The organism is Nocardioides sp. P4_G10 (assembly GCF_056401175.1).
In genome coordinates, this window is the sequence record NZ_JBFUJV010000009.1 from 1 (window position 1) to 23,662 (window position 23,662).

The window sequence follows — 23,662 nt, forward strand, 5'->3', positions numbered from 1 at the left end:
TCGGCCGTGACCAGGCAGCGCCAGCTCGTCGCCGACGTCTCCCACGACCTTCAGAGTCCGTTGGCGACGCAGCGCCTGTCCCTCGAGGTGGCCCTGCGCGAGCCAGGGGCGGTCGATGCCGACGAGCTCCGGTCGGGTGTGCTCGGTCCGGCGCAGACGATGGAGCGGCTCGTCGACGACCTGCTCGTCCTCGCGGCGGCCGACGAGCACGCACCTGCGGCCATGAGCCCGGTCGACCTCGACAGCCTCGTGCTCGAGGAGGCGGAGCGCGCCCGAGGGAACGGTCGCGTGCGCGTCGACACAGCGCGCGTCTCGGCGGGCCCGATCCGCGCCAACGCCTCCGAGATCAGGCGCGCGGTCCGCAACCTCATCGACAACGCCGTCGCCTACGCGGCGTCCGCCGTCGAGCTCGCGGTGGTGACCACCGGGCACGAGGTCGTGCTCGACGTGCTCGACGACGGCCCCGGCATCCCCGCCGGCGAGCGCGAGCGCGTCTTCGACCGGTTCCACCGAGGAGACAGGGCACGGACCAGCGGGGTGTCCGGAAGTGGGCTGGGCCTGTCCATCGCCCGGACCGCGGCCGAGCGTGCCGGCGGGCGGCTCGAGCTCGTCGAAGATTCGGGTGGAGCGCACTTCCAGATGGTGCTCCCGGTCCTGCCCCTCGAGTGAGGCAGCAGCTCACACCGTGCGACCCTCACGAGCCGCCCACGCCGGCGAACGGCGAACGTCCCGGCATCCGGGTGACGATGGCACCCGTGATCGTCATGGTGAGCGCGATGCCGGCCAGGAAGACCAGCTGGAATTGGGCCGCGACCGCGGGGCTGGGACCGTGGCGAGCACCACCACGAACAGCCCGGCACCGAACCGCCCGTACTCGACGAGCTGCTGCATCTGGCGACAGTATCCGTTTGCGATGCCGCCCGCGCGAGGTCTCAGCCGAGGGTGGCGAGCAGCGCCGTCATGGCCTGGTCCTCGGTCACACGGTCCGGGCTGGAGGCGCGCACCGAGGTGAGGACGTCGTCGATCTCGCTGTCCACGAAGGTCCAGGCCTGGCAGTCCTTCGGCTGCAACGAGCCCTGGTCGGCGTCCCAGGCGCTCTCGAGGTCGGTGATACGGGACTGGGCTCCCTGCTGGTCGCCGGAGTCCACCATGTGCTGCGTGTCCTGGACGATCGTGCGGTACCTCTCGACCGACGACGCGGGGAAGTCGGCTGCCGMCTTCGTCGTGGCCTGGCCCTGGTTGAGCGGGGTACCGGTGTCGCAGCTCGGAGCGGGTCCTTCGTCGGCGAGCGAGCTCGTGTGTGGCTGGGCGTTGGCCCAGGCCAGCAGGCCGACGGTCGCGATCGCGGCGGCGACCATGACCCCCAGCGTGGCGCGGCGTCGCCGCGGCGAGGTCTTCGGGACGTACGCCGTGGCCTCGGTGGTCTCGACCACGTCGGCCTTGCTCACGGAGAGGTAGATGACCGTGGCCAGGATCGCGCCGAGGAAGATGAGGCTGGTCCCGAAGACCCCGATGCCGAGCCCCTGCTCGCTTCGCGGCAGCCCGAACCAGTCGCCGATGTTGGCGCCGAGCGGGCGGGTGAGGATGTAGGCGATCCAGAAGCAGAGGACAGCATCGCCGCCGAACCGCCACAGGATGGTGACCAGCGCGATGAGGCTCAGGGGCAGCAGGATCGACAGGCCGGGGCCCCAGCCGGTGAGTTCGAGGGTCCAGTCGCCGGTGGCGGTGCCGAGTGCGAAGGTCACCAGCACCGCGAACCAGTAGAAGCCCTCGCGCGGGGTGGTGTTGATGCTGTGGATCGACAGGGTCCGCTCGCGGGCCCACCAGACCGCGAAGGTGACCGTGAGCACGACCGAGAACACCGTGGTACTGATCCAGAGGGGGACGCCGACCTGATCGGTGAGGATGTCGGTGTAGAGCGTGCCCGTAACGCTCACCACGACGACCGTCAACCAGTAGGCCGAGGGCACGTAGTGACGCAGCCGCATCTGCACGGCCAGCACGACGACAAAGACGGAGGTGAACAGGACAGCGGTGTTCACCAGGCCCACGCCGAGCGTCATGTTGATCCAGTCGGCGAAACTCTCGCCGACGGTCGTGCAGAGGATCTTGATCACCCAGAACCAGAGGGTGACCTCGGGGACCTTGTTGAGCATCTGTCGTACGCCGGGGGCCTCAGCCGTGCGTTGAGTCATGGCCTCCCGATGGCGGTCGGCACCTGACCACAACCTGACCGCGTCGTGGCGATCTTCAAACCCGCTCCCTGCGGCATCTGGCGACCGGCGCGTGAGGCTGGCTCACGCGTCTCGTGATCGTTCCAGGCCGACAGCCATCGCCGGGGAGGAACTCAGGTTCAGGCCCGCACCTGAGCTCCTCCCAGGCAACGCCGTTTCGCCACACCGCTTCGACGGCTCGTAGACCGAAAGAGACCGTCCCTCACATCACCGGTCGCCAACGGCTGCGACGCTCTGTGCCGACGAGTGACGAGTCACGAATCCGCCCGCGTTGTTAGTCCCTGAGAGGCCCAAGAAGCAGCGGCACGCATGCTACGAAGGTCCGTAGATCGGTCCGCCCCTCGGGGCGGGCCGAGCGTCATTTCAAGGCTAGGTGACGAGTGCTGACGGGCGGTGACGAGCGCGATGCACGGTGGGGTCAAGTTCTACCGGGGGTCTGCGGCCGCCGCGCGCTCGTACGTGGAGGCCGACCACTCGCGCGCCGACGACTACTACCTCGGCGAAGGCACCGGGGTGGCCGAGCGCTACGTCGCCACCAGTCTCGGTGACGCGGGGGGACGCGGTGTTCCCGCAGTTCAGAACGGGGGGACGCTGGACGGGGACACCTACGAGCGCTGGGTAGCCGGCTACAACGTCGAGACCGGGACGCCGAAGGGGCGGCTGCGCGACGACGCGCACGCGCTGCGGTTCGTCGAGGTTGTCGTGAACGGGCCGAAGTCCTGGTCGCTCGCCGCCGCACTCCACGCTGACGTCGCGGCGGCGTACGACGCGGCGATGGATCGGGCGGCTGGTGAGGTGATCGGGTGGGTTGCCGAGCACGCCACCACCCGGGTCGGGCCAGGTGGCCGACAGGTGCAGGTGCCCGTAGAGAAGCTCGAGGCGGCCGTCGTGCGTCACTACACCTCGCGGGCCGGTGACCCGCACCGCCACCTCCACGTGCAGATCAACGCACGCGTCTTCGCGCGCGGCGCGTGGCGTGGACTGCACTCGGTCGGTGTCGTGGACAGCATCGAGGCGCTCAACGGGATCGGGCACGCGGCCGTGATGTGCGACCCGGAGTTCCGGGCCGCGCTCGCTGCTCGTGGCTACACGCTCGACGACGACGGCGAGATCCGTCAGCTCGCGCCGTACGCCGGAGGGTTCAGCCAGCGCGCTGCACAGATCAACCGCAACGTCGACCGGTACGAAGCCGCATGGCGAGCCGAGCACCCCGGCGAGGAACCCGGACCGCAACTGCGGCGTACCTGGGACCGACGCGCGTGGGCCGATGCACGGCCCGACAAGGTCGTGCCGCGCAGCGGCGCCGACCTCGTCGTCGCATGGAACAACCAACTGCACGACCTCGACTTCACCCCACCGACCAGCCCGGCGACAGTGCCGGGCCTCCAGATCGGTCGGCTCAACCGCGACGTAGCGGCGGAGCTCGTGGTCACCCGGCTCGGCGCCAAGCGGTCGGCGTGGAACGGAGCCGACATCCGTGGCGAGGTCGAACGACTGATCGCCTTGGTCGGCGTGGTCGCCGAGAAATGTGTCCGGCACGAGTTGGTCGAGGACATCGCGGAGCGTGCACGGACACGGTGCGTGCCGCTGCTGGACCGAGGTGACGTCCCCGAGCACGTCCGAAGCCTGACCTCAGAACTCGTCCTCTCCGTCGAAGCCGACCTGGTCCGCACCCTCGCCGCGCGCGCCTCGCAAACGGTGACCACTGCGGGCCGGCTCCGCGGCAGCCGGCACCTCGACCCGGCGCAGCAACGCGTCGTCGCGGCGCTGGCCGGCGGCGCTGGTCTGCTCGTGGTCGAGGGCGCCGCCGGTACAGGCAAGACCGCGACCCTGGCTGCGGCACGCGCCGTACTCGACGCATCGGACCGTCGACTCGTGGTCGTCACCCCGACCCTCAAGGCCGCCCAAGCGGCGCGACAGGAGGTCGGCGCGGACGCGTTCTCCGCCGCCTGGCTGGTCCATCAGCACGGCTACCGCTGGGACGACGACGGCCACTGGACACGAGACGACACGGGCCCCGGCGCCGCGCCCGAAGCCCGTCCCGATGCACGTGCACGCCTGCTCCCCGGCGACGTCCTCCTCGTCGACGAGGCCGGCATGCTCGACCAGGACACCGCCCGAGCGCTGTTCGCCATCGCCGACCGAGCGCACGCGAGGGTCGCGCTCTTGGGCGACCGCCACCAACTCCCAGCGGTCGGCCGCGGGGGCGTCCTCGACCTCGCCGCGCGCTGGGTGCGACCCGCTGGCCACCACGAGCTCGACTCGGTCCACCGGTTCAGCGATCCCGCATACGCCGACCTCAGCCTGCTCATGCGCACTGGTGAGCGATCTGGTGAGGTCTTTGACGCCCTCCTCGAGCGCGGAGAGATCGTCCTCCACGCGAGTGAGGTCGAACGCACCGCAGCCCTGGCCGCCATCGGCGCCGACAGTGTCGACGGAGGAGACCAGCTCGTCATCGCCGACACCGGCGACCAGGTGAATGCACTCAACGCAGCCATCCGCGACCGCCGCCATCGCGCCGGCGGGCCACCCGGTGTGCAATCTGGTGAGCGGGCTGGTGAGCGCGTCACGCGGCGTGGTGAGCGGATCGGCCTCGGCGACCGAGTCGCCACCCGACGCAACGACCGCGACCTTGCCGTCGCCAACCGCGACACCTGGACCGTGGCCGGGATCGGCGAGGACGGCGGCCTGCTGCTCACCGGCGTTGCTGGCCAACGCGCGCTTCCCGCCGAGTACGTGGGCGAGTACGTCGAGCTTGCGTTCGCCACCACCTCGTACGGAGCCCAGGGCGAGACCGTCGACTCGGCCGACTTCGCGCTCGGCGAGACGACCGGCGCCGCTTCGGCGTACGTCGCCATGACGCGAGGCCGTCACCACAATGTCGCCCATGTGGTCGCCGAGTCCGTCGACGACGCACGCAGCCAATGGGTCGACGTGTTCAGCCGCGACCGTGCCGACCTCGGACCACGGCACGCCGCACAGAGGGCCGCCGACGACATCGACCGGTACGGACCGAACGCGCGCCCGGCCTCGGCGGTGCTGCAGGCGGCCGCGCTCCGCGACAGGCCACGTCGCCCACCGCCGCCGATCCCCACCTCCTTACCGCCTCCTCACGGGATCGGCCGCTGAGCAACTTCCGGGCGCGGAGTGACCGCTCGGGGCGGTCCGGACGACTTAGGTGACCAAGAGAGGCTCCGGTGTCGACAGCAGTGGCCACAGACGTCCGAACCGCCGAGCACCAGGTTGCTTCTCCAGATGAACCGCCGAGCCCGTCGGCGGTCCCGACGAAAGGCGACGTGATGGTGACACCCATCGGCATCCCGGACGACTGGGACGACAACAACCTGATCTTGTTCGAGGAGTTCTGCGACCTGATCCGCACACCTCAGCGCACCGTCCGCGACTGGCGCCAACGGGGCGTCGGCCCGAGATGGACCCGCTTTCAGGGTGTCGGCCGGCTCTACATCACCGTCGCCGAAGCGCGCCGCTTCCTCGCCTCAGCCGCTGTCACCCGGGCGCAGGTGGACTCGGATGACTGAGCGCCGCGCCATCCCGGTCTATCTCAGCCTCGAGGAAGCCGCCGAAGCGATGTCCGTCTCGGTCAAGACCATCCGACGCTGGATTGCAACCGGCACCCTCCCGGCGTACCGCTGCGGCAAGCGCGCCATCCGGATCAAGCTCGAGGACCTGGAGGCCGCTCCTCGGAAGATCCCCGCCGCGCGTATCTAGGTCCATCGGGCCACTCTCAGGCGAAGCGTGTCGATGCGAATCGGCTATGGCGACATCCGCACATGCCGATGAGCGGGTGCCGCTTGGCGCGCGGGGGGCTAGCCGCGCACCGGCAAGGCACTAGTGGTCGGCGCTCAGCCGTCCAGATCAACATTGAGCGATGGGTCTGCCGCCAACGCAGTGAGGGCGCTCGGTGGGATAGCGAAGGCGGAAGCCGGGTTGAGGTCGTTCGTGCCGTAGACGGTTTCCGTGACCTGGCTGAGGGAGCCTCCTGCGCGGAAGAGCCGGACGGTCTGCTCGAAACGGACGCGTGAGGGATTGCGTCGGGCCACGGCGAGAGCGTCTGTCCGTGCCTCATACATGTCCGTGTTGGCGATGCCAGGGCGCTTGATGGTGAGGATGACGGTTTGCACGGTGAGGTCGCCGGTGGCCGGGCCGCTTGCGGCGCTGCAGTTCACCACGACATAGCGCAACGCACGGTCGCACACGTCCACGCGAGGTGGGTCCACTGCTGGGCCGATGAACACCGACCATGAGCGATCTTCTCCTTCACCAAACACAGCCTCTGCGGATGTGGCATCTGCGAAGTTCTCCGCTGGGAGTTTGGTCAGTTGGTCGTCGTAGGCAGAGGCGGTCACTCTGTTGGAGGCGAYGGTCGGCGCGTTCCGAGTGGCGGCGTCGAGAACACGGGTCTGCCATTGCGCSATYGTCGTTGGGGCGGTGGTGTCCGCTCGGAGTCCGACTTGGGTTTCGGGATGCAGCAACGCGGCCGTCCCGGCGGCCGCGACAACTAGGACTACGGCGGCTGTCAGGGTCTTGTGGCTGGTCCTGATACCCATAGGTCCTCCCGGTGTGTGGCCCCGCGAGAGCAGTCGTGGGTCTGACGCGGAGAGCCCCCGCTAGGAAGGTAGACCGCGTGCGGGGCAAGAAGGTTGTCGGCTTGCACCGAGCACCTGGCCGGGCGCTGAGAGCTCGCCGTCACCCACATCCCCCCGCCATAACGTCCGGATCTGCCGCGTTGAGGGCGATACCGATGCGAGTTCTCGTCGTGTCTAGGCATGTTGGCCGTCGGCGTCTTGGAGTTCTCGCTCTTGCTGGCCCTCATCGCGATGGGGGTGTGACTGCTCACTCGACGTAGACAAGGGTGAACGCCCGAATCTGCTGGGACGGGACCAATCGCAGTCGCAAGCGAGGCAGTCCGATTCCGGTCGTCGGGGCCGCTCACTGGGTGAGGCTACCGACGGCCTTCTCAGCAGAATCGTCCGTGGGCAGCACTCGTCGCAGTCGTGCGAGACCGTCGCGCGCCTGCGACTTCACCGTCCCGGGCGCGATCCCGAGCACCGCCGCGATCTCGGCCTCGGTGAGTCCCTCGTAGTACCGCAGGACCAGCACCGCTCGCTGTCGCGGGGCGAGTCCTGCGAGTGCGCTGCGGACGGTCATCAGCTCGTCGTGGTCCGGATGGTCGGCGAGCTGCTCGGGCAGCGCGTCGGTGCTGTGCTCGCGCCATCGGCGTCGTCGCCAGCGCGACACGTTCTCGCGGACCAGTACGCGTTGCACGTAGGGCTCGGGATTGTCGGCGATGCGTCGCCACTGCGGGACGACCTTCACCAGGGCGCACTGGACGAGGTCCTCAGCGTCCTGGGCGTGCCCGGTGAGGAGGTACGCCGTCCGCAGCAGCGCGGCGTGCCGAGCGGTGACGTACTCGGTGAAGCCCTCAGCCGCGGCCACGGCGCCGCCTCAACTCGCGCCACAGAGAGATGCCGAAGACGAGGGCGACCACCGCACTCGCCCCCACAAGCCGGGGGTCAGGCGCGAAGGGCGCGCCCGGGGCCGACACGACCTCGGCGGTCCAGGCCTCGGCTGCGAACTGCGGCAGTCCGGTGCCCTGTACGTCCAGCAGCTCCGTGTAGCTGAAGTCAGCAGGATCGGTCACGTTCGTGACCGACACCTGCATCGCGTCGGGCTCTCCGTTGCCGTCGCGGTCGGATGGGCTGGCTACGACAACCTCCGCCGGCGAGCGCCAGCCCAGCACGTAGGCGGCGTCCACCGGCTCGACCCGCCGCATGTCAGCGCCGCCGTCAACGGCCTCGCCGACCAGAAGCGGGAGGGCTGTGCCGTAGAGCTGCTCCCGGCGGCCCTGCTGGACTCCCGCGACGAGTGTCTCGTCCGGGTTCATCGCGGGAGTACTCACCGTTCCGTCCGTGCGAAGGTCGAGCCGCGTCACGCCACCTGCCGCCGTGACGCGCAACGTCTTATTGGTCGCGGTGCTTCCGGCCGCGAGGAACCCGGCGGTGTCCGAGGTGACGGTCGAGAGGTCGATCGAGGTGTAGAGCTCGCTGACGTCGCGGGCCTCGGAGCCCCACGTCCAGGTGTGCAGTGCCAAGCGGGCGCTGGTGTGCTCGGCATCGCTGAACGCCCCCGCGTTGAACCACAGCGTGTCACCCGCCCAGGCCATGCCGCCGGTCATGAGCCCGTGGTCGTTCGTCGGTGCCCACCGCTGTTCGTCCCCGGTGAGGAGGTCGAGCAGGCGCAGCTCGGTGGGTGCAGGGAGCTGGTCGTCGGTTCGGGTGCCGGCCACTCCCACCGACACCCAGTAGGCGAGCTTCGTGCCGTCCGCGGAGAGCACTGCGACGTCGCCGCTCGACTCCGCCGGAAGGTCGAGCCAGCGCGACTCGCCGCTCGCAGCGGAGACTCCCCACAAGGCCGGGCGAGGCGACCACCAGCCTGCGCGCCACCCGGTTCCGACCGCGGAGAGCCGACCGGGCGCATCATCGAAGGCAGGCTCCCACCCACCCGGCGGGCGTACGACGGCGGGCAGCACCATCCGATCCTCCGAGCTTGCCATCTCGACGGGCTGGGCCCGGTCGACCAGTGCCGGAGTCACCGCCGCGCTGAGCAGACCGAGCACCGCGACCCCGGCAAGGACGGCACCCGTCCGCCTGCGGTGCCAGCGCCGTCCGCGTGACCAGACCGCTTCAGGATCCACGCCTGCGGCCGGCGCGTGCGCGGCCAATCTCTCGAGCCGGTCGGCGACGTCGCCAGCGGGTACGGACATCGGTGAGCTCCTCGGTTGGGTGGACAGCCTCACACGTACACACGCCCCGAGGACGGGATCCGGTGGGGTGCCCGTCTCCAACTTCTACCGACAAGGCCGTGCCGTTCGCCCCGTGGTGTCACGTCCTGATCTGCCGCGCGACCCGTGCGTCCGCCGAGGCCGAGCGAGCCGGTGTCACGACACGGGACGGAACGTGGTTCAGGCTGGACCCTCGAGAGGCGTGTCCCGATCGTCGACAAAGTCGGCAGTGGGCTGCAACCTGGTCGACCGCCTCACGGCTGCTAGCCGTGGCGCGCGCGCAGGGGTACGACGACCCACAGCACCAGGTATCCCAAGAGCGCTACGACCGAGGCTAGGACGCCGCCGCTCCTTCCCACAGTGAGATCGAACGTCAAGAAGATGACTCCGCATGTGGTGAGAGCCACCAGGACGAGGCCGGCACGGGCCACTTGGTTGGCTGTGCCGACCAGCCAGGGGCGCCGGCCCTTCCTGAACAAGATGCGGTGGTAGGCGATCGGCGAGAGTATGGCCGCGGTCGCGGTGACGGCCGTCGAGAGCACCAGCAAGTAGGCCGTTCGCTGAACGTCGTCGAGCGTGTCGAACCTGTCGCTGAACGGCACCGTCAGCAGGAACCCGGTGAGCACCTGGACCCCGGTCTGCGTCGAGCGCAGTTCCTGGACGAGCTCGGTCCAATTTCGGTTGATCGTCTCTTCGGGGATGTCGCCCGAGGGTTCGGATTCCGGCAACTGCATGGTGAGAACGTACCCACGCTTGCTGCTCGCGGCGGTTAGACCGGTTCAACTCGTCGCCTGGGGATAGCAAGGCGCCAGGCGCTGTCGTCGCCGTATCGACATGTGGGGCTGCCTGGCGTGGGCTGCTGGCGCGTCGTGGGGGACGCCCGAGCAAGCGCAGGTGAGCAGCAAGGCGCCCACGGCGGCTGCCGAACGGCACGTCATCCCCAAACGAGGAGCGCGGCCTCGTAGGTGGTCCGGTGGCGGGCGCTGTGATGTACCTGCAAAGTCCGGATCTACCGCGTTGAGGACGGCTACGTTCCTCGGGATCTGCCGCGATCAGCTCGTTCGAGGATTCGTTGTGAGGACCAGGAGCAGGCTGTTCTGTTCCTCGGGATGCCATCTGCGGCGACCCGGTCCCGCCCCGAGCATGGGGACATGCCACGGAGTCGGTGTCTTGTTGCACGTATGTTGCACGAGAGGCCGTTTCCCAAGCGGGAAACGGCCTCTGACCTGCATGTTCTCTGGTGGGCGATACTGGGTTTGAACCAGTGACCTCTTCCGTGTCAAGGAAGCGCGCTACCGCTGCGCCAATCGCCCAGGTCTTGAGTTGTGACTGCGAGGTGGGTACGGGATTTGAACCCGTGTAGACGGATTTGCAGTCCGTTGCCTCGCCTCTCGGCCAACCCACCGTGGAGGTTCCGGAAATGTACGGGGGAGACCTTCCGAGCGGACAACGAGACTCGAACTCGCGACCTCAACCTTGGCAAGGTTGCGCTCTACCAACTGAGCTATGTCCGCCTGCATCCCTGTGCCGTTTCACCGGCCCTGAGTGCGAGTGGAACAGTAGTACATGCCCGACGAGGCGCCAAAATCGCCCCCCTCGTCCGAGTGTCACACCCGTCTCAGGAGACACCTCCGGACCCCTAGAGTGACGGCATGCGCGCGTGGATCGACGGTGACCTGCTGGCCGACCCGACCCAGGGGGCGATCGCGGTCACCGACCACGGCTTCACCGTGGGCGACGGTGTCTTCGAGGCGGTGAAGACGCTGGACGGTGTGCCCTTCGCGCTCACCCGGCACCTCGCCCGGCTCGAGCGGAGCGCGTCCGGACTGGGGCTGCCGGCGCCCGACCTCGACGTCGTACGACGTGGGGTCGGAGCCGTGCTCGACGGCGCGCAGGACGACCCGATGGGTCGGCTGCGGATCACCTGGACCGCCGGACCGCACCCGATGGGCTCGGGACGCGGTGGGGGACCGGCGACGCTGGTGGTGGCCTACAGCGCCATCGACCACGCGGCCCCCGAGACCACGGTCGTGACCGTGCCGTGGACGCGCAACGAGAACGGCGCCACCGCGGGGCTCAAGACCACGTCGTACGCCGAGAACGTGATCGCGCTGGCGCACGCCCACCGGCACGGCGGGACCGAGGCGCTCTTCGCCAACACGGCCGGCAACCTCTGCGAGGGCACGGGGTCGAACGTGTTCTACGTCGTCGACGGTGAGCTGCGCACGCCGAGCCTGGCGTCGGGCTGCCTCGCCGGCATCAGCCGCGAGCTGGTCCTCGAGTGGTGCGGTGCCACGGAGGCCGACGAGCCGCTGGCGGAGGTCCGGGCACGGGCGAGCGAGGCGTTCCTCGTCTCCACGACGCGCGACGTCCAGGCCATCGCCCGCTGGGACGACCGCGACCTGCCCGCGCCCGGGCCCGTGACGCGGCGTTGTGCCGAGACGTGGGCCGCCCGCGAGGCTGACACCATGGAGCCATGACGAACCCCGACTCCGCCCTCGACCCGGCGATCACCGCGCGCCTGCGGCACACGGCCGAGGGGCTCGTCCCCGTCGTCGTCCAGCAGCACGGGTCGGGCGAGGTGCTGATGCTCGCCTGGGTCGACGACGAGGCGCTCGCCCGCACCATCGACACCGGGCGGGCGACGTACTGGTCGCGCTCGCGCCGCGAGTACTGGGTCAAGGGCGACACCTCCGGCCACGTGCAGTGGGTCAAGGAGGTCCGCCTCGACTGCGACGGCGACACGCTCCTCTTCGTGGTGGACCAGGTGGGTGCCGCCTGCCACACCGGCGACCACACCTGCTTCGACGCCGACCTGATCCACCGGGTCGATGGCTGACCTCGGGAGCAAGGACGAGCTGCGACCCGCGTCGAAGCGGCGCACGTTCGGCCCCGTCGTCGCGTTGGGCCTCGTCTCCGGCGCGCTGGGGGCGTGGGCCGGCAGCAAGCCCTGGGTCGACGGCTCGGGAGCCGAGTCGGCTCCCGGCACGGGTTCCCCGGACTGGGGCATGACGTGGGGCGACGTGGCCACGTCGCCGCTCGCCACGGCCCTGGCCTTCGTCGTGCTGGCCTGCTGGGGCGTCCTGCTGGTGACGCGCGGGAGGTTCCGCCGGGCCGTCGCGGCACTGTCCGTATTGGCCGGAGTGGGCTACGCCGCAACCGTTGTGTGGGCGCCCTTCACCCTCCCCGACCACCTCGTCGCGCAGGTGCGTCGCCGGACCGGGCTCACGCTCGACGACACCTCGCTGACCGGGTGGTACTGGCTCGCGGTCGTCGCGGCGCTCCTCGTCCTCGCCTCGACGGTCCTGGCCCTGCGCCTGGTCCGCACGTGGCCCGAGATGGGGTCGAGGTACGACGCGCCGACCGGCGCCCGCGGCGGCGACAGCACCGGCCCGGCCGGGGCTCCTGCCGACCACCCGACCGAGAACATCGACATCTGGAAGGCCCTCGACGAGGGCAGGGACCCGACCGCCTAGACTCGTCGCGCACCCCGCTCGACTGACGAAGGAGCACCAACGATGGCTGCTGGCCACGGCAACACCCCCGCTGCTTGGACCGCTGTGGCGATCGCGATGCTCGGCTTCGTCGTCGGCAGCGTCGCCCTGCTGCAGGTCCCGACCCAGATGACCCTGCTCTGGATCGGCATCATCATCGCCGTCGTCGCGTTCCCGCTGTTCCTCGTGCTGTCCAGGCTCGGCTTCAACTCCTCCGAGCACTGAGCCCGGATCGACCACGGGGCAGGTCCGTCCACTGGGCACCGGCCCCGGACCGAGTGGGCCCGGGTGAGAGGCTGAGGGCATGCCAGCGACCGGTTCCGTCCTCGACGACATCGTCGCGGGAGCACGCGAGGACCTCGCCCGCCGCGAGGCCTCGCTCCCGCTGCAAGAGCTGCGAGCCCGCCTCGCCGACGCCCCGCCGCCGCGCGACCCGATGCCGCACTTCCGCGCGGCTGGCTCGAGCGTGATCTCGGAGGTCAAGCGGCGCAGCCCGAGCAAGGGCGCCCTCGCCGACATCCCCGACCCGGCGTCCCTCGCGCAGGCCTACGCCCGCGGTGGTGCCGCAGCGATCTCCGTGCTGACCGAGGAGCGCCGCTTCGGCGGCAGCCTCGACGACCTGCGCACCGTGCGGGCCGCCGTCGAGACGCCGATCCTCCGCAAGGACTTCATCGTCGAGAGCTACCAGCTCGTGGAGGCCCGCGCCGCCGGCGCCGACCTCGCGCTGCTGATCGTCGCCGCGCTCGACGACGACAACCTCCGCCGCCTGCACGACGAGGCGATCGCGCTCGGGCTCACCGTCCTCGTCGAGGTGCACGACGAGGCGGAGGCCGAGCGTGCGCTGGCTCTCGAGGCCGAGCTGATCGGCGTCAACAGCCGCAACCTCAAGACCCTCGAGGTGGACCCCGACGTGTTCGGGCGCCTCACCCCCCAGATGCAGGGCCACGCGGTCCTCGTCGCCGAGAGCGGCATCACCGGCGTGGCCGACGTCCAGCGCTTCGTCTCCGAGGGAGCAGGCGTGGTGCTGGTCGGCGAGGCACTGGTCAAGGACGGCGACCCCGAGGCCGCCGTACGAGCAATGACAGGAGTGACGGCGCCGTGAGCGTGCAGTCGAACATCCAGGCGAGCGTGCAGACGAGCGGGACCGGCAGGTACGACGCCGACGAGCGTGGCTACTTCGGTGAGACGTGGGGCGGGCGCTTCATGCCCGAGGCCCTCGTCGCCGCGCTGGACGAGCTGACCGACGCCTGGCGCGAGGCGATGGCCGACGAGTCGTTCGTCGGCACCTTCGAGCGGGTGCTGCGCGACTACGCCGGTACCCCGAGCCGGCTCTACCACGCCGAGCGGCTCTCCGACCTCGTCGGTGCGCGCGTGCTGCTCAAGCGCGAGGACCTCAACCACACCGGGGCCCACAAGATCCGCAACGTCCTCGGTCAGGCGCTGCTGACCAAGCGGATGGGCAAGACGCGGGTGATCGCGGAGACCGGTGCCGGCCAGCACGGCGTGGCCAGCGCCACCGCGGCCGCGTGGTTCGACCTCGACTGCACCGTGTACATGGGAGCCGTCGACACCCGGCGCCAGGCGCTCAACGTCGCCCGCATGCAGCTCCTCGGCGCCAAGGTCGTCCCGGTCGAGTCCGGCAGCGCCACGCTGAAGGACGCGATCAACGAGGCGCTGCGCGACTGGGTCGCCAGCGTCGACCACACCGCCTACCTCTTCGGCACCGCAGCCGGGCCGCACCCGTTCCCGAGCATGGTGCGCGACTTCTGCCGCGGCATCGGCGACGAGGCGCGAGCCCAGTGCCTCGAGCAGTACGGCGTCCTCCCGGACGCCGTCGCGGCGTGCGTCGGCGGCGGCTCCAACGCCATCGGCCTGTTCACCGCGTTCCTCGAGGACGAGGGCGTGGAGATCCACGGCTTCGAGCCCGGGGGAGACGGCGTCGAGACGGGCCGTCACGCGGCGACCATCCACGCCGGCGAGGCGGGCGTGCTGCACGGTGCCCGCACCTACGTGCTCCAGGACGACGACGGCCAGACGGTCGAGTCCCACTCGATCTCCGCCGGCCTCGACTACCCGGGCGTCGGACCGCAGCACTCGTGGCTGGCCGCGGCCGGGCGGGCGACGTACACCCCCGTCACGGACGCCGAGGCGATGGAGGCGATGGCGCTGCTCAGCCGCACCGAGGGGATCATCCCGGCCATCGAGTCCGCCCACGCGATCGCCGGTGCGCTCGACGTCGCCAAGCGGCTCGGGGAGGAGAAGGGCCCCGACGCGACGGTGATCATCAACCTCAGCGGCCGCGGCGACAAGGACATGGGCACGGCCATCGAGTGGTTCGGCCTCGGTGACGCCGACCTCGGGCCCGACGCCGACCTCGAGCAGGTCGAGGCCGACGTCGCGTCCGACCTCGACACGGAGGCGCAGCAGTGACCTCGACCAGCACCGCCTTCGAGCGCGCGAGGGCCGAGGAACGGGCCGCCCTGATCGGCTACCTCCCCGCCGGCTACCCGAGCGTCGACGGATCGATCCGGGCGATGCGGACGATGGTCGAGGCCGGCTGCGACGCCATCGAGATCGGCCTGCCCTACAGCGATCCCGTGATGGACGGGCCCACGATCCAGGCCGCCGCCCAGGCCGCCCTCGACGGCGGCGTCCGCACCGCCGACGTGATCCGCGTGGTCGAGGAGGTCGCCGCGACGGGCGTGCCCACCCTCGTGATGACCTACTGGAACCCCATCGAGCGCTACGGCGTCGAGCGGTTCGCCGCCGACCTGGCCCGGGCCGGCGGTGCCGGCCTGATCACGCCCGACATCACCCCTGACTACGGCGCGGAGTGGATCGCCGCTGCCGACGAGCACGACCTGGACAAGGTCTTCCTCGTCGCGCCCAGCTCGACCGACGAGCGCATCGCGATGACGGCCGCCGAGAGCCGCGGCTTCGTCTACGCCGCAGCCGTCATGGGCGTCACCGGCGCGCGCGACGCCACGTCCGACCTGGCCGGCCCCCTGGTGCGACGGGTCCGCGCCGCGGGCGACGTCGCGGTGGCAGTCGGCATCGGTGTCAGCAACGGCGACCAGGCGGCCGAGGTCGCCGGCTTCGCAGACGGCGTGATCGTGGGCTCGGCGTTCGTCCGCTGCCTGCTCGACCACGAGGGCGACGAGGCCGCGGGCCTCGAGGCACTGCGCGTCCTGACCGCCGACCTCGCGGAGGGCGTACGACGTGCGCGCTAGGGCACTCGCCGTGGTCCCGCTGCTGGCGCTGCTGGCGGCCTGCGGCGGGGGAGCGGAGTCGAGCGAGCTGACCGGCACCGTCCTCGACCCGCCGTTCGAGGTGTCGTCGACGCCGCTGGTGGACACCGACGGCGCTTCCTTCAGCCTGGCCGACGACACCGACAAGGACCTCACGCTCGTCTTCTTCGGCTACACCAACTGCCCCGACATCTGTGGCCAGGTGATGGCGACGCTCGCCGGCACCCTCACCCGGTTCGACGAGGAGCAGAAGGAGCGGGTCGACGTGGTCTTCGTGACCACCGACCCGGCGCGCGACGACGAGGCGGTGACGCAGGACTACGTCAGCGCGTTCGACCCGACCATCATCGGCCTCACCGGCGACCTCGACGACATCGTCGAGGTGGGCAAGAGCCTCGCCGTCGGGGTCGAGAAGGGGGACAAGCTGCCCAGCGGCGGCTATGACGTCACCCACGGCACCCGGGTCTACGCCATCGACGCCGACGACCAGGCGCCGATCATGTGGGACCACGACGTCTCGCAGGCCCAGCTGGCCCGCGACGTCACGATGTTGCTCGACGAAGGATGATGCTCCCCATGCTGACCGTGCCGTCCGTCATCGGATCGCCCCTCGTGACCCTGATGTCCATCCCGAGCCCCGCCGACGGCGTGTGGAACCTCGGGCCCGTCCCGATCCGCGGCTACGCGCTGAGCATCATCCTCGGCATCGTGCTCGCGATCTGGATCGGCGAGCGGCGCTGGGTCGCCCGCGGCGGGATCGCGGGGGAGGTCAGCGACCTGGCGATCTGGGCGGTGCCCTTCGGCCTGGTCGGCGGCCGGCTCTACCACGTGATGACCGACTGGCAGCTCTACTTCGGTGAGGGCCGCAACCCGATCACCGCGCTGTACGTCTGGCGCGGCGGCCTGGGGGTGTGGGGGGCGATCGCCCTCGGCGCCTTCGGGCTGTGGCTCGGCGCGCGGACCAAGGGCATCAAGATGCTGCCGCTGATCGACGCGCTGGCTCCCGGTGTGCTCGTGGCGCAGGCGGTCGGGCGCTGGGGCAACTGGTTCAACCAGGAGCTCTACGGCCGGCCCACCGACCTGCCGTGGGGGCTGGAGATCGACGTCGCCCACCGACCGTCGCAGTACCTCGACCAGGCGACCTTCCACCCGGCGTTCCTCTACGAGTGCCTGTGGAACCTGGCGGCCTTCGCCCTCATCATCTGGCTCGACCGCCGCTTCCGCCTCGGCCACGGCCGGGTGGCCGCGCTCTACATCATGCTCTACACGCTCGGCCGCGGCTGGATCGAGAACCTCCGCATTGACGACGTGCAGATGGACGACGTCATGGGCCTGAGGCTCAACGTGTGGACCTCCATCGTGCTGTTCGTCCTCGCGGCGATCTGGTTCATCTGGTCGGCCGTGCGCCACCCCGGCCGCGAGGAGGTCGTCCGCACCCGCGAGCCCGACGTCGAGCACGCCGAGGCATCTGACGAGAGCTCGGGCAAGGCCTCCGACGAGGACTCGGACGAGGTCGATGGGACGGACGAGACCGATGAGGCCGACGAGGCGAGGTCAGCGGACGGCGCCGACCGCGTCGAGCCCACCCAGGACGGACGTCCCGCCGGTCCCACGGCCTGACACACGGGGCGCCGGCGGCTCCCGCCGGTGATAGGTTCCGTCTTGCTCGGGCCAACGTCGTCCCCAGCGGTAACTTCCACCCCCTCGCCTGTCGTGGACCCAGCAAGATCCAGGTCTGCGGCGTGCGGAGACGACGACGGGAGAATGCCTCCATGCACGCATTCCCGCCGAGCCAGGGTCTCTACGACCCTCGCCACGAGAAGGACGCCTGTGGAGTCGCCATGGTGGCGACACTGACCGGTGAGGCCAGCCACGACATCGTGGCCAAGGCGCTCACCGCGTTGCGCAACCTCGACCACCGAGGTGCCGCCGGCGCCGAGGTGAACTCCGGCGACGGCGCCGGGATCCTGATGCAGGTCCCCGACGCCTTCCTCCGCGAGGTGGTCGACTTCGAGCTCCCGCCCGCGAGGGCGTACGCCGTCGGCACCGCGTTCCTGCCCGGTGACGCCGAGGTCGTGGCCAAGACCCGCCAGCKGATCGAGGAGATCGCCGACGAGGAGGGCCTCACGGTCCTCGGGTGGCGCGAGCTGCCGGTCGACGACAGCACGCTCGGCGCCACCGCGCGCAGCGTGATGCCGAGCTTCGCTCAGGTCTTCGTCGCGGGCCGTGGCTCCCGGGTCAGCGGGATGGCACTGGAGCGGCGCGCCTTCTGCCTGCGCAAGCGCGCCGAGTCCGAGACCGAGGTCTACTTCCCCTCGCTCTCCTCGCGCACCCTCGCCTACAAGGGCATGCTCACGACCGACCAGCTCGACCGGGTCTTCCCCGACCTGACCGACGAGCGGGTCGCCTCCGCGATGGCGGTCGTGCACTCGCGCTTCTCCACGAACACCTTCCCGAGCTGGCCGCTGGCGCACCCGTTCCGGTTCATCGCCCACAACGGCGAGATCAACACCGTGATGGGCAACCGCAACTGGATGCGCGCCCGCGAGGCGCTCCTCGAGAGCGACCTGATCCCCGGCGACCTCGAGCGGATCTTTCCGATCTGCACGCCCGGCGCCTCGGACTCCGCCTCGTTCGACGAGGTCCTCGAGCTGCTGCACCTCGCCGGCCGCTCGCTGCCCCACGCGGTGCTGATGATGATCCCGGAGGCTTGGGAGAACCACCGCGAGATGGACGCCAAGCGACGTGCGTTCTACGAGTTCCACTCGATGCTGATGGAGCCGTGGGACGGTCCGGCGTGCGTGGTGTTCACCGACGGCACCCAGATCGGCGCGGTCCTGGACCGCAACGGCCTGCGGCCCTCGCGCTACTGGGTCACCGACGACGGCCTCGTCGTGCTCGCCTCCGAGGTCGGCGTGCTCGACCTCGACCCCGCCACGGTGGTCCGCAAGGGCCGCCTGCAGCCGGGCCGGATGTTCCTCGTCGACACCGAGGAGCACCGCATCATCGAGGACGAGGAGATCAAGAGCCAGCTCGCCGCCGAGCAGCCCTACGACGAGTGGCTGCACGCCGGGCAGATCCACCTCGACGACATCGACGACCTCGAGCACATCGTGCACACGCACGCCTCGGTCACCCGTCGCCAGCAGATCTTCGGCTACACCGAGGAGGAGCTGCGCGTCCTGCTGAGCCCGATGGCCAACACCGGGGGAGAGGCGCTCGGCTCGATGGGCACCGACACGCCGATCGCCGCGCTGAGCGAGAAGCCGCGGATGCTGTTCGACTACTTCTCGCAGCTGTTCGCCCAGGTCACCAACCCGCCCCTCGACGCGATCCGCGAGGAGCTCGTGACCTCGCTCAGCGGGTCCATCGGCCCGGAGGCCAACCTGCTCGAGCCGACCCCGGCCTCGTGCCGCCAGATCGTGCTGCCGTTCCCGGTGTTCTCCAACGACGACCTGGCCAAGATCCGCCACATCAACCGCAACGGCGACATGCCTGGCTTCCAGGTGCACGTCGTGCGCGGCCTGTACGCCGTCGAGGGCGGGGGAGCGGCGCTCGAGGCCCGCCTCGACGAGCTGTGCGCCGAGGTGTCGGCGGCCATCGCCGAGGGCGCGCGCATCATCGTGCTCTCCGACCGGCACTCGACCGCCGAGCTCGCACCGATCCCGTCGCTCCTGCTCACCGGCGCGGTCCACCACCACCTGGTCCGGGAGAAGACCCGCACCCAGGTCGGCCTGCTGGTCGAGGCCGGCGACGTCCGCGAGGTCCACCACGTCGCCCTGCTGGTCGGCTACGGCGCGGCTGCGGTCAACCCCTACCTCGCCATGGAGTCGGTGGAGGACCTCGCCCGCGAGGCCTACTACGTCAAGGTCGACGCCGAGAAGGCGGTCGCCAACCTGATCAAGGCGCTCGGCAAGGGCGTGCTCAAGGTGATGTCCAAGATGGGCGTCTCGACGGTCGCGTCCTACACCGGCGCGAAGATCTTCGAGTCGGTCGGGCTGTCCCAGGCCGTCATCGACCGCTACTTCACCGGCACGACCTCCAAGCTCGGCGGCATCGAGCTCGACACGATCGCCGAGGAGGTGTCCCGCCGTCACGCGACGGCGTACCCCCGTGGCGGCATCGCGCCGGCGCACCGCGAGCTCGCCGTCGGTGGGGAGTACCAGTGGCGCCGCGAGGGCGAGCCGCACCTGTTCGACCCGGAGACGGTCTTCCGGCTCCAGCACGCGACCCGGTCCGGCAGCTACGACATCTTCAAGATGTACACCGACCGGGTGAACCAGCAGTCGGAGCGCCTGATGACGCTGCGCGGCATGTTCACGTTCAAGGACGGGGTCCGCGACCCGATCGACATCGATGAGGTCGAGCCCGTCTCGGAGATCGTCAGGCGCTTCTCCACCGGCGCGATGTCCTACGGCTCGATCAGCCAGGAGGCGCACGAGACCCTCGCGATCGCGATGAACCGGCTGGGCGGCAAGTCCAACACAGGTGAGGGCGGCGAGGACCCCGACCGGCTCTACGACCCCGAGCGCCGCTCGTCGATCAAGCAGGTCGCCTCCGGTCGCTTCGGTGTCACGTCGGAGTACCTCACCAACGCAGACGACATCCAGATCAAGATGGCGCAGGGCGCGAAGCCCGGCGAGGGCGGCCAGCTGCCCGGTCACAAGGTCTACCCCTGGGTGGCCAAGACCCGGCACTCCACGCCCGGTGTGGGCCTGATCAGCCCGCCGCCGCACCACGACATCTACTCGATCGAGGACCTGGCGCAGCTGATCCACGACCTCAAGAACGCCAACCCGTCGGCGCGGGTGCACGTGAAGCTCGTCTCCGAGGTCGGCATCGGCACCGTCGCGGCGGGCGTGTCGAAGGCGCACGCCGACGTCGTGCTGGTGTCCGGCCACGACGGCGGCACCGGTGCCTCCCCGCTCACCTCGCTCAAGCACGCGGGCGGTCCCTGGGAGCTCGGCCTGGCCGAGACCCAGCAGACGCTGCTGCTCAACGGTCTGCGCGACCGGATCGTGGTGCAGGCCGACGGCCAGCTCAAGACCGGCCGCGACGTGATGATCGCCGCCCTGCTCGGGGCGGAGGAGTACGGCTTCGCGACCGCGCCGCTCGTGGTCAGCGGCTGCATCATGATGCGGGTCTGCCACCTCGACACCTGCCCGGTCGGCGTCGCGACCCAGAACCCGGTCCTGCGCGAGCGCTACAACGGCAAGGCCGACTACGTCGTGAACTTCTTCGAGTTCATCGCCCAGGAGGTCCGCGAGCTGCTGGCCGAGCTCGGCTTCCGCAGCCTCGACGAGGCGATCGGGCAGGTCGGCACGCTCGACGTGGTCGGTGCCGTCGACCACTGGAAGGCCTCGGGGCTCGACCTCACGCCGATCCTCCACCAGGCCTCGGCCCACGGGGAGTTCGGCCAGTTCGAGCACCAGGACCTCCGCAACACGAAGACGCAGGACCACGGCCTCGCCAAGGCGCTCGACAACGAGCTCATCGCCATCGCCGCCCCGGCGCTCGAGAGCGGCGAGCCCGTGCGCGCCCAGGTCGCGATCCGCAACGTCAACCGCACCGTCGGGACGATGCTGGGCCACGAGGTCACCAAGCGCTACCGGGGTGACGGCCTTCCCGACGGCACGATCGACATCACGCTCACCGGCTCGGCCGGGCAGTCGTTCGGTGCGTTCGTGCCGCGCGGGGTGACCCTGCGGCTCGAGGGCGACGCCAACGACTACGTCGGCAAGGGCCTGTCCGGCGGCCGGCTCGTGGTCCGGCCCGACCGGGCCGCGACGTTCGAGGCGGCCGAGCAGATCATCGGCGGCAACACGATCGGCTACGGCGCGACGTCCGGCCAGCTCTTCCTGAGCGGCCGCGTCGGCGAGCGGTTCTGCGTCCGCAACTCGGGCGCCACGGCCGTCGTCGAGGGTGTCGGCGACCACGGGTGCGAGTACATGACGGGCGGCATCGTCGTGGTCCTCGGTCCCACGGGCCGCAACTTCGCCGCCGGCATGTCGGGTGGCTACGCGTTCGTGCTCGACCTCGACGAGCAGCGGGTCAACCCCGAGCTGGTCGAGCTCGCGCCGGTGACCGGCAAGGGCGCCGACGAGCTGAAGGCCCTGGTCGAGCAGCACGCCGAGGAGACCGGCTCCGCCGTGGCCACCTCGCTGCTGGCCGACTGGGACGCCTCCCTCGCCCGCTTCACCGAGGTGATGCCGAGCGACTTCAAGCGGGTGCTCGAGGCCCGCGAGGAGGCGCTGGAGGACGGCCTCAGCGAGGACGAGGCCGCCGCCCGGATCATGGAGGTGCTCCATGGCTGACCGGAGGGCACCCCGCACCCACCCGACGACCCACTCTCCTGCGAAGAAGGTGAACCAGCATGGCTGACCCGAAGGGCTTCCTGAAGCACGGCCGCGAGGTCGCCTCCCGTCGCGACGTCGCCGAGCGCGTCCAGGACTGGGACGAGGTCTACCCCGACGGCATCGGCCGCGCGCTGCTGCCGATCATCAATACCCAGGCCGGGCGCTGCATGGACTGCGGCATCCCGTTCTGCCACCAGGGGTGCCCGCTGGGCAACATCATCCCGGAGTGGAACGACCTGGTCTGGCGCGACGACTGGGACGGCGCGATGGACCGGCTCCACGCGACCAACAACTTCCCGGAGTTCACCGGCCGCCTCTGCCCGGCCCCCTGCGAGACCGCCTGCGTGCTGGGCATCAACCAGGACCCGGTGACCATCAAGAACGTCGAGGTCTCGATCATCGACCGCGCCTGGGGCTCGGGCTACGTCCGTCCCCAGCCGCCGGAGTGGCTCTCGGGCAAGACCGTGGCCGTGATCGGTTCCGGCCCCGCCGGTCTCGCTGCTGCCCAGCAGCTCACCCGCGCCGGTCACACCGTCGCGGTCTACGAGCGGGCCGACAAGATCGGCGGGCTGCTGCGCTACGGCATCCCCGAGTTCAAGATGGAGAAGAAGCACCTCGACCGGCGCCTCGACCAGATGCGCCGTGAGGGCACGGTCTTCCGTGCCGGGGTGGACGTCGGCGGCGACCTGACCGGCGACAAGCTGCTCGACCGCTACGACGCCGTGGTGCTCGCCATGGGCGCGACCGCCGCGCGCGACCTGCCCGTCCCGGGCCGCGAGCTCGGTGGGATCCACCAGGCCATGGAGTTCCTGCCGCAGGCCAACCGCGTCGCGCTCGGGGAGGCCCCGACCGCCGACGGCACGGAGCAGATCGTGGCGACCGACAAGGACGTCGTCATCATCGGCGGCGGCGACACCGGCGCCGACTGCCTCGGCACGTCGATCCGCCAGGGCGCCCGCTCGATCACGCAGCTGGAGATCATGCCGCAGCCCGGCGAGGACCGGCCCGAGGGCCAGCCGTGGCCGACGTACCCCATGACCTTCCGGGTGTCCTCGGCCCACGAGGAGGGCGGCGACCGGGTCTACGCCGTGTCGACCCAGGAGTTCGTCGGGGACGCCGACGGCCACGTCGCCTCGCTGCGGCTGGTCGAGGTCGACGCGAAGTTCCAGCCCGTCGAGGGCACTGAGCGCGACATCCCGGCACAGCTGGTGCTGCTCGCGATGGGCTTCACCGGTCCGGAGCGCGCCCGCCCCGAGGGCCCCGGCCTGATCGACCAGCTCGGGGTCGACCTCGACGAGCGCGGCAACGTCAAGCGCGACGCGTCGTACGCCGCCTCCGTGCCGGGCGTCTACGTCGCCGGCGACGTGGGTCGCGGGCAGTCGCTGATCGTCTGGGCGATCGCCGAGGGTCGCAGCGCGGCCGCGGCCGTCGACTCCTACCTCACCGGCTCGACCACGCTGCCGGCACCGATCAAGCCGCACGAGCGTCCGCTCGTCGTCTGAACCGTCGCGGGCGGTGAGTGAGACAG

Annotated in this window: 20 protein-coding genes and 3 tRNA genes; 15 read left to right on the top strand and 8 right to left on the bottom strand. The window is 70.4% G+C overall.

Features of this window, described 5'->3' with window-relative positions:
* Window positions 1-669 (top strand): sensor histidine kinase (locus tag AC1DP1_RS11395; protein WP_477506958.1); only part of this gene is annotated, 669 nt, incomplete at its 5' end.
* Window positions 670-932: 263 nt separating this feature from the next.
* Here the strand turns inward: AC1DP1_RS11395 and AC1DP1_RS11400 are convergent.
* Window positions 933-2,195, bottom strand: a complete 1,263-nt coding sequence (locus tag AC1DP1_RS11400) for a COG4705 family protein (RefSeq protein WP_477506959.1) — start codon at window positions 2,193-2,195, stop codon at window positions 933-935.
* 444 nt (window positions 2,196-2,639) lie between these two features.
* Here AC1DP1_RS11400 and mobF point away from each other — a divergent pair, with 444 nt between their 5' ends.
* From mobF to AC1DP1_RS11415, 3 genes are all read left to right on the top strand, one after another.
* Window positions 2,640-5,363 (top strand): MobF family relaxase, encoded by a 2,724-nt coding sequence (mobF, locus tag AC1DP1_RS11405; RefSeq protein ID WP_477506960.1) that lies wholly within the window; start codon window positions 2,640-2,642, stop codon window positions 5,361-5,363.
* Between the two features lie 170 nt (window positions 5,364-5,533).
* Entirely contained in the window at window positions 5,534-5,773 is a 240-nt protein-coding gene (locus AC1DP1_RS11410) for a hypothetical protein (protein ID WP_477506961.1), read from the top strand.
* Window positions 5,766-5,963, top strand: coding sequence for a helix-turn-helix domain-containing protein (locus AC1DP1_RS11415; RefSeq protein WP_477506962.1), 198 nt, complete (start codon window positions 5,766-5,768; stop codon window positions 5,961-5,963). Before AC1DP1_RS11410 ends, AC1DP1_RS11415 begins: the two co-directional genes overlap by 8 nt.
* A 134-nt stretch (window positions 5,964-6,097) precedes the next feature.
* On the opposite strand, the gene AC1DP1_RS11420 is transcribed toward AC1DP1_RS11415, so the two are convergent.
* The 7 genes from AC1DP1_RS11420 to AC1DP1_RS11450 all read right to left on the bottom strand — a co-directional run bounded on the left by AC1DP1_RS11420 (window position 6,098) and on the right by AC1DP1_RS11450 (window position 10,550).
* Complete coding sequence (locus tag AC1DP1_RS11420) at window positions 6,098-6,601, bottom strand: hypothetical protein (RefSeq protein WP_477506963.1); 504 nt, start codon at window positions 6,599-6,601, stop codon at window positions 6,098-6,100.
* 583 nt (window positions 6,602-7,184) lie between these two features.
* Window positions 7,185-7,691 (bottom strand): SigE family RNA polymerase sigma factor, encoded by a 507-nt coding sequence (locus AC1DP1_RS11425; RefSeq protein ID WP_477506964.1) that lies wholly within the window; start codon window positions 7,689-7,691, stop codon window positions 7,185-7,187.
* Window positions 7,678-9,018: a hypothetical protein gene (locus AC1DP1_RS11430; protein WP_477506965.1), complete on the bottom strand. Its 1,341-nt coding sequence runs from the start codon at window positions 9,016-9,018 to the stop codon at window positions 7,678-7,680. The genes AC1DP1_RS11425 and AC1DP1_RS11430 overlap by 14 nt, the downstream gene beginning before the upstream one ends.
* 281 nt (window positions 9,019-9,299) lie before the next feature.
* Entirely contained in the window at window positions 9,300-9,770 is a 471-nt protein-coding gene (locus tag AC1DP1_RS11435; protein ID WP_477506966.1) for a DUF6328 family protein, read from the bottom strand.
* Between the two features lie 504 nt (window positions 9,771-10,274).
* Window positions 10,275-10,349, bottom strand: a tRNA-Val gene (locus AC1DP1_RS11440).
* Window positions 10,350-10,370: 21 nt separating this feature from the next.
* Window positions 10,371-10,441: transfer RNA gene (locus tag AC1DP1_RS11445), tRNA-Cys, on the bottom strand.
* 36 nt (window positions 10,442-10,477) lie between these two features.
* Window positions 10,478-10,550: transfer RNA gene (locus tag AC1DP1_RS11450), tRNA-Gly, on the bottom strand.
* A 138-nt stretch (window positions 10,551-10,688) separates the two neighbouring features.
* On the opposite strand from AC1DP1_RS11450, the gene AC1DP1_RS11455 reads away from it, so the two are divergent.
* The 11 genes from AC1DP1_RS11455 (at window position 10,689) to AC1DP1_RS11505 (ending at window position 23,636) form a co-directional block, all read left to right on the top strand.
* A complete protein-coding gene (locus AC1DP1_RS11455; RefSeq protein WP_477506967.1) occupies window positions 10,689-11,516 on the top strand; it encodes an aminotransferase class IV in 828 nt (275 codons plus the stop codon).
* Window positions 11,513-11,875, top strand: a complete 363-nt coding sequence (gene hisI / locus AC1DP1_RS11460) for a phosphoribosyl-AMP cyclohydrolase (protein ID WP_457190184.1) — start codon at window positions 11,513-11,515, stop codon at window positions 11,873-11,875. The genes AC1DP1_RS11455 and hisI overlap by 4 nt, the downstream gene beginning before the upstream one ends.
* A complete protein-coding gene (locus AC1DP1_RS11465) occupies window positions 11,868-12,512 on the top strand; it encodes a Trp biosynthesis-associated membrane protein (protein ID WP_477506968.1) in 645 nt (214 codons plus the stop codon). The genes hisI and AC1DP1_RS11465 overlap by 8 nt, the downstream gene beginning before the upstream one ends.
* Before the next feature lie 42 nt (window positions 12,513-12,554).
* A complete protein-coding gene (locus AC1DP1_RS11470) occupies window positions 12,555-12,755 on the top strand; it encodes an HGxxPAAW family protein (RefSeq protein WP_191195797.1) in 201 nt (66 codons plus the stop codon).
* A 79-nt stretch (window positions 12,756-12,834) separates the two neighbouring features.
* Entirely contained in the window at window positions 12,835-13,632 is a 798-nt protein-coding gene (trpC, locus tag AC1DP1_RS11475) for an indole-3-glycerol phosphate synthase TrpC (RefSeq protein ID WP_477506969.1), read from the top strand.
* Window positions 13,633-13,658: 26 nt separating this feature from the next.
* Window positions 13,659-14,960 carry a tryptophan synthase subunit beta gene (gene trpB / locus AC1DP1_RS11480; protein ID WP_477507054.1) on the top strand — a complete coding sequence of 434 codons (1,302 nt, stop codon included), beginning with the start codon at window positions 13,659-13,661 and terminating at the stop codon, window positions 14,958-14,960.
* Window positions 14,957-15,760: a tryptophan synthase subunit alpha gene (trpA, locus tag AC1DP1_RS11485; RefSeq protein WP_477506970.1), complete on the top strand. Its 804-nt coding sequence runs from the start codon at window positions 14,957-14,959 to the stop codon at window positions 15,758-15,760. Before trpB ends, trpA begins: the two co-directional genes overlap by 4 nt.
* Window positions 15,750-16,346, top strand: coding sequence for an SCO family protein (locus AC1DP1_RS11490; RefSeq protein WP_477506971.1), 597 nt, complete (start codon window positions 15,750-15,752; stop codon window positions 16,344-16,346). Before trpA ends, AC1DP1_RS11490 begins: the two co-directional genes overlap by 11 nt.
* 44 nt (window positions 16,347-16,390) lie before the next feature.
* Window positions 16,391-17,398 (top strand): prolipoprotein diacylglyceryl transferase, encoded by a 1,008-nt coding sequence (lgt, locus tag AC1DP1_RS11495; RefSeq protein WP_457190367.1) that lies wholly within the window; start codon window positions 16,391-16,393, stop codon window positions 17,396-17,398.
* 152 nt (window positions 17,399-17,550) lie between these two features.
* The gene (gene gltB / locus AC1DP1_RS11500) at window positions 17,551-22,092 is read left to right on the top strand and encodes a glutamate synthase large subunit (RefSeq protein ID WP_477506972.1); all 4,542 of its coding nucleotides are present in this window, start codon (window positions 17,551-17,553) and stop codon (window positions 22,090-22,092) included.
* A gap of 59 nt (window positions 22,093-22,151) precedes the next feature.
* Window positions 22,152-23,636: a glutamate synthase subunit beta gene (locus AC1DP1_RS11505; protein WP_477506973.1), complete on the top strand. Its 1,485-nt coding sequence runs from the start codon at window positions 22,152-22,154 to the stop codon at window positions 23,634-23,636.
* Window positions 23,637-23,662: the final 26 nt, after the last annotated feature.

Coding starts and splice junctions, on each gene's coding strand:
- mobF (WP_477506960.1), top strand. CDS start 2,640: ATGCACGGTGGGGTCAAGTTCTACCGGGGGTCTGCGGCCGCCGCGCGC.
- AC1DP1_RS11410 (WP_477506961.1), top strand. CDS start 5,534: ATGGTGACACCCATCGGCATCCCGGACGACTGGGACGACAACAACCTG.
- AC1DP1_RS11415 (WP_477506962.1), top strand. CDS start 5,766: ATGACTGAGCGCCGCGCCATCCCGGTCTATCTCAGCCTCGAGGAAGCC.
- AC1DP1_RS11430 (WP_477506965.1), bottom strand. CDS start 9,018: ATGTCCGTACCCGCTGGCGACGTCGCCGACCGGCTCGAGAGATTGGCC.
- AC1DP1_RS11435 (WP_477506966.1), bottom strand. CDS start 9,770: ATGCAGTTGCCGGAATCCGAACCCTCGGGCGACATCCCCGAAGAGACG.
- AC1DP1_RS11455 (WP_477506967.1), top strand. CDS start 10,689: ATGCGCGCGTGGATCGACGGTGACCTGCTGGCCGACCCGACCCAGGGG.
- hisI (WP_457190184.1), top strand. CDS start 11,513: ATGACGAACCCCGACTCCGCCCTCGACCCGGCGATCACCGCGCGCCTG.
- AC1DP1_RS11465 (WP_477506968.1), top strand. CDS start 11,868: ATGGCTGACCTCGGGAGCAAGGACGAGCTGCGACCCGCGTCGAAGCGG.
- AC1DP1_RS11470 (WP_191195797.1), top strand. CDS start 12,555: ATGGCTGCTGGCCACGGCAACACCCCCGCTGCTTGGACCGCTGTGGCG.
- trpC (WP_477506969.1), top strand. CDS start 12,835: ATGCCAGCGACCGGTTCCGTCCTCGACGACATCGTCGCGGGAGCACGC.
- AC1DP1_RS11505 (WP_477506973.1), top strand. CDS start 22,152: ATGGCTGACCCGAAGGGCTTCCTGAAGCACGGCCGCGAGGTCGCCTCC.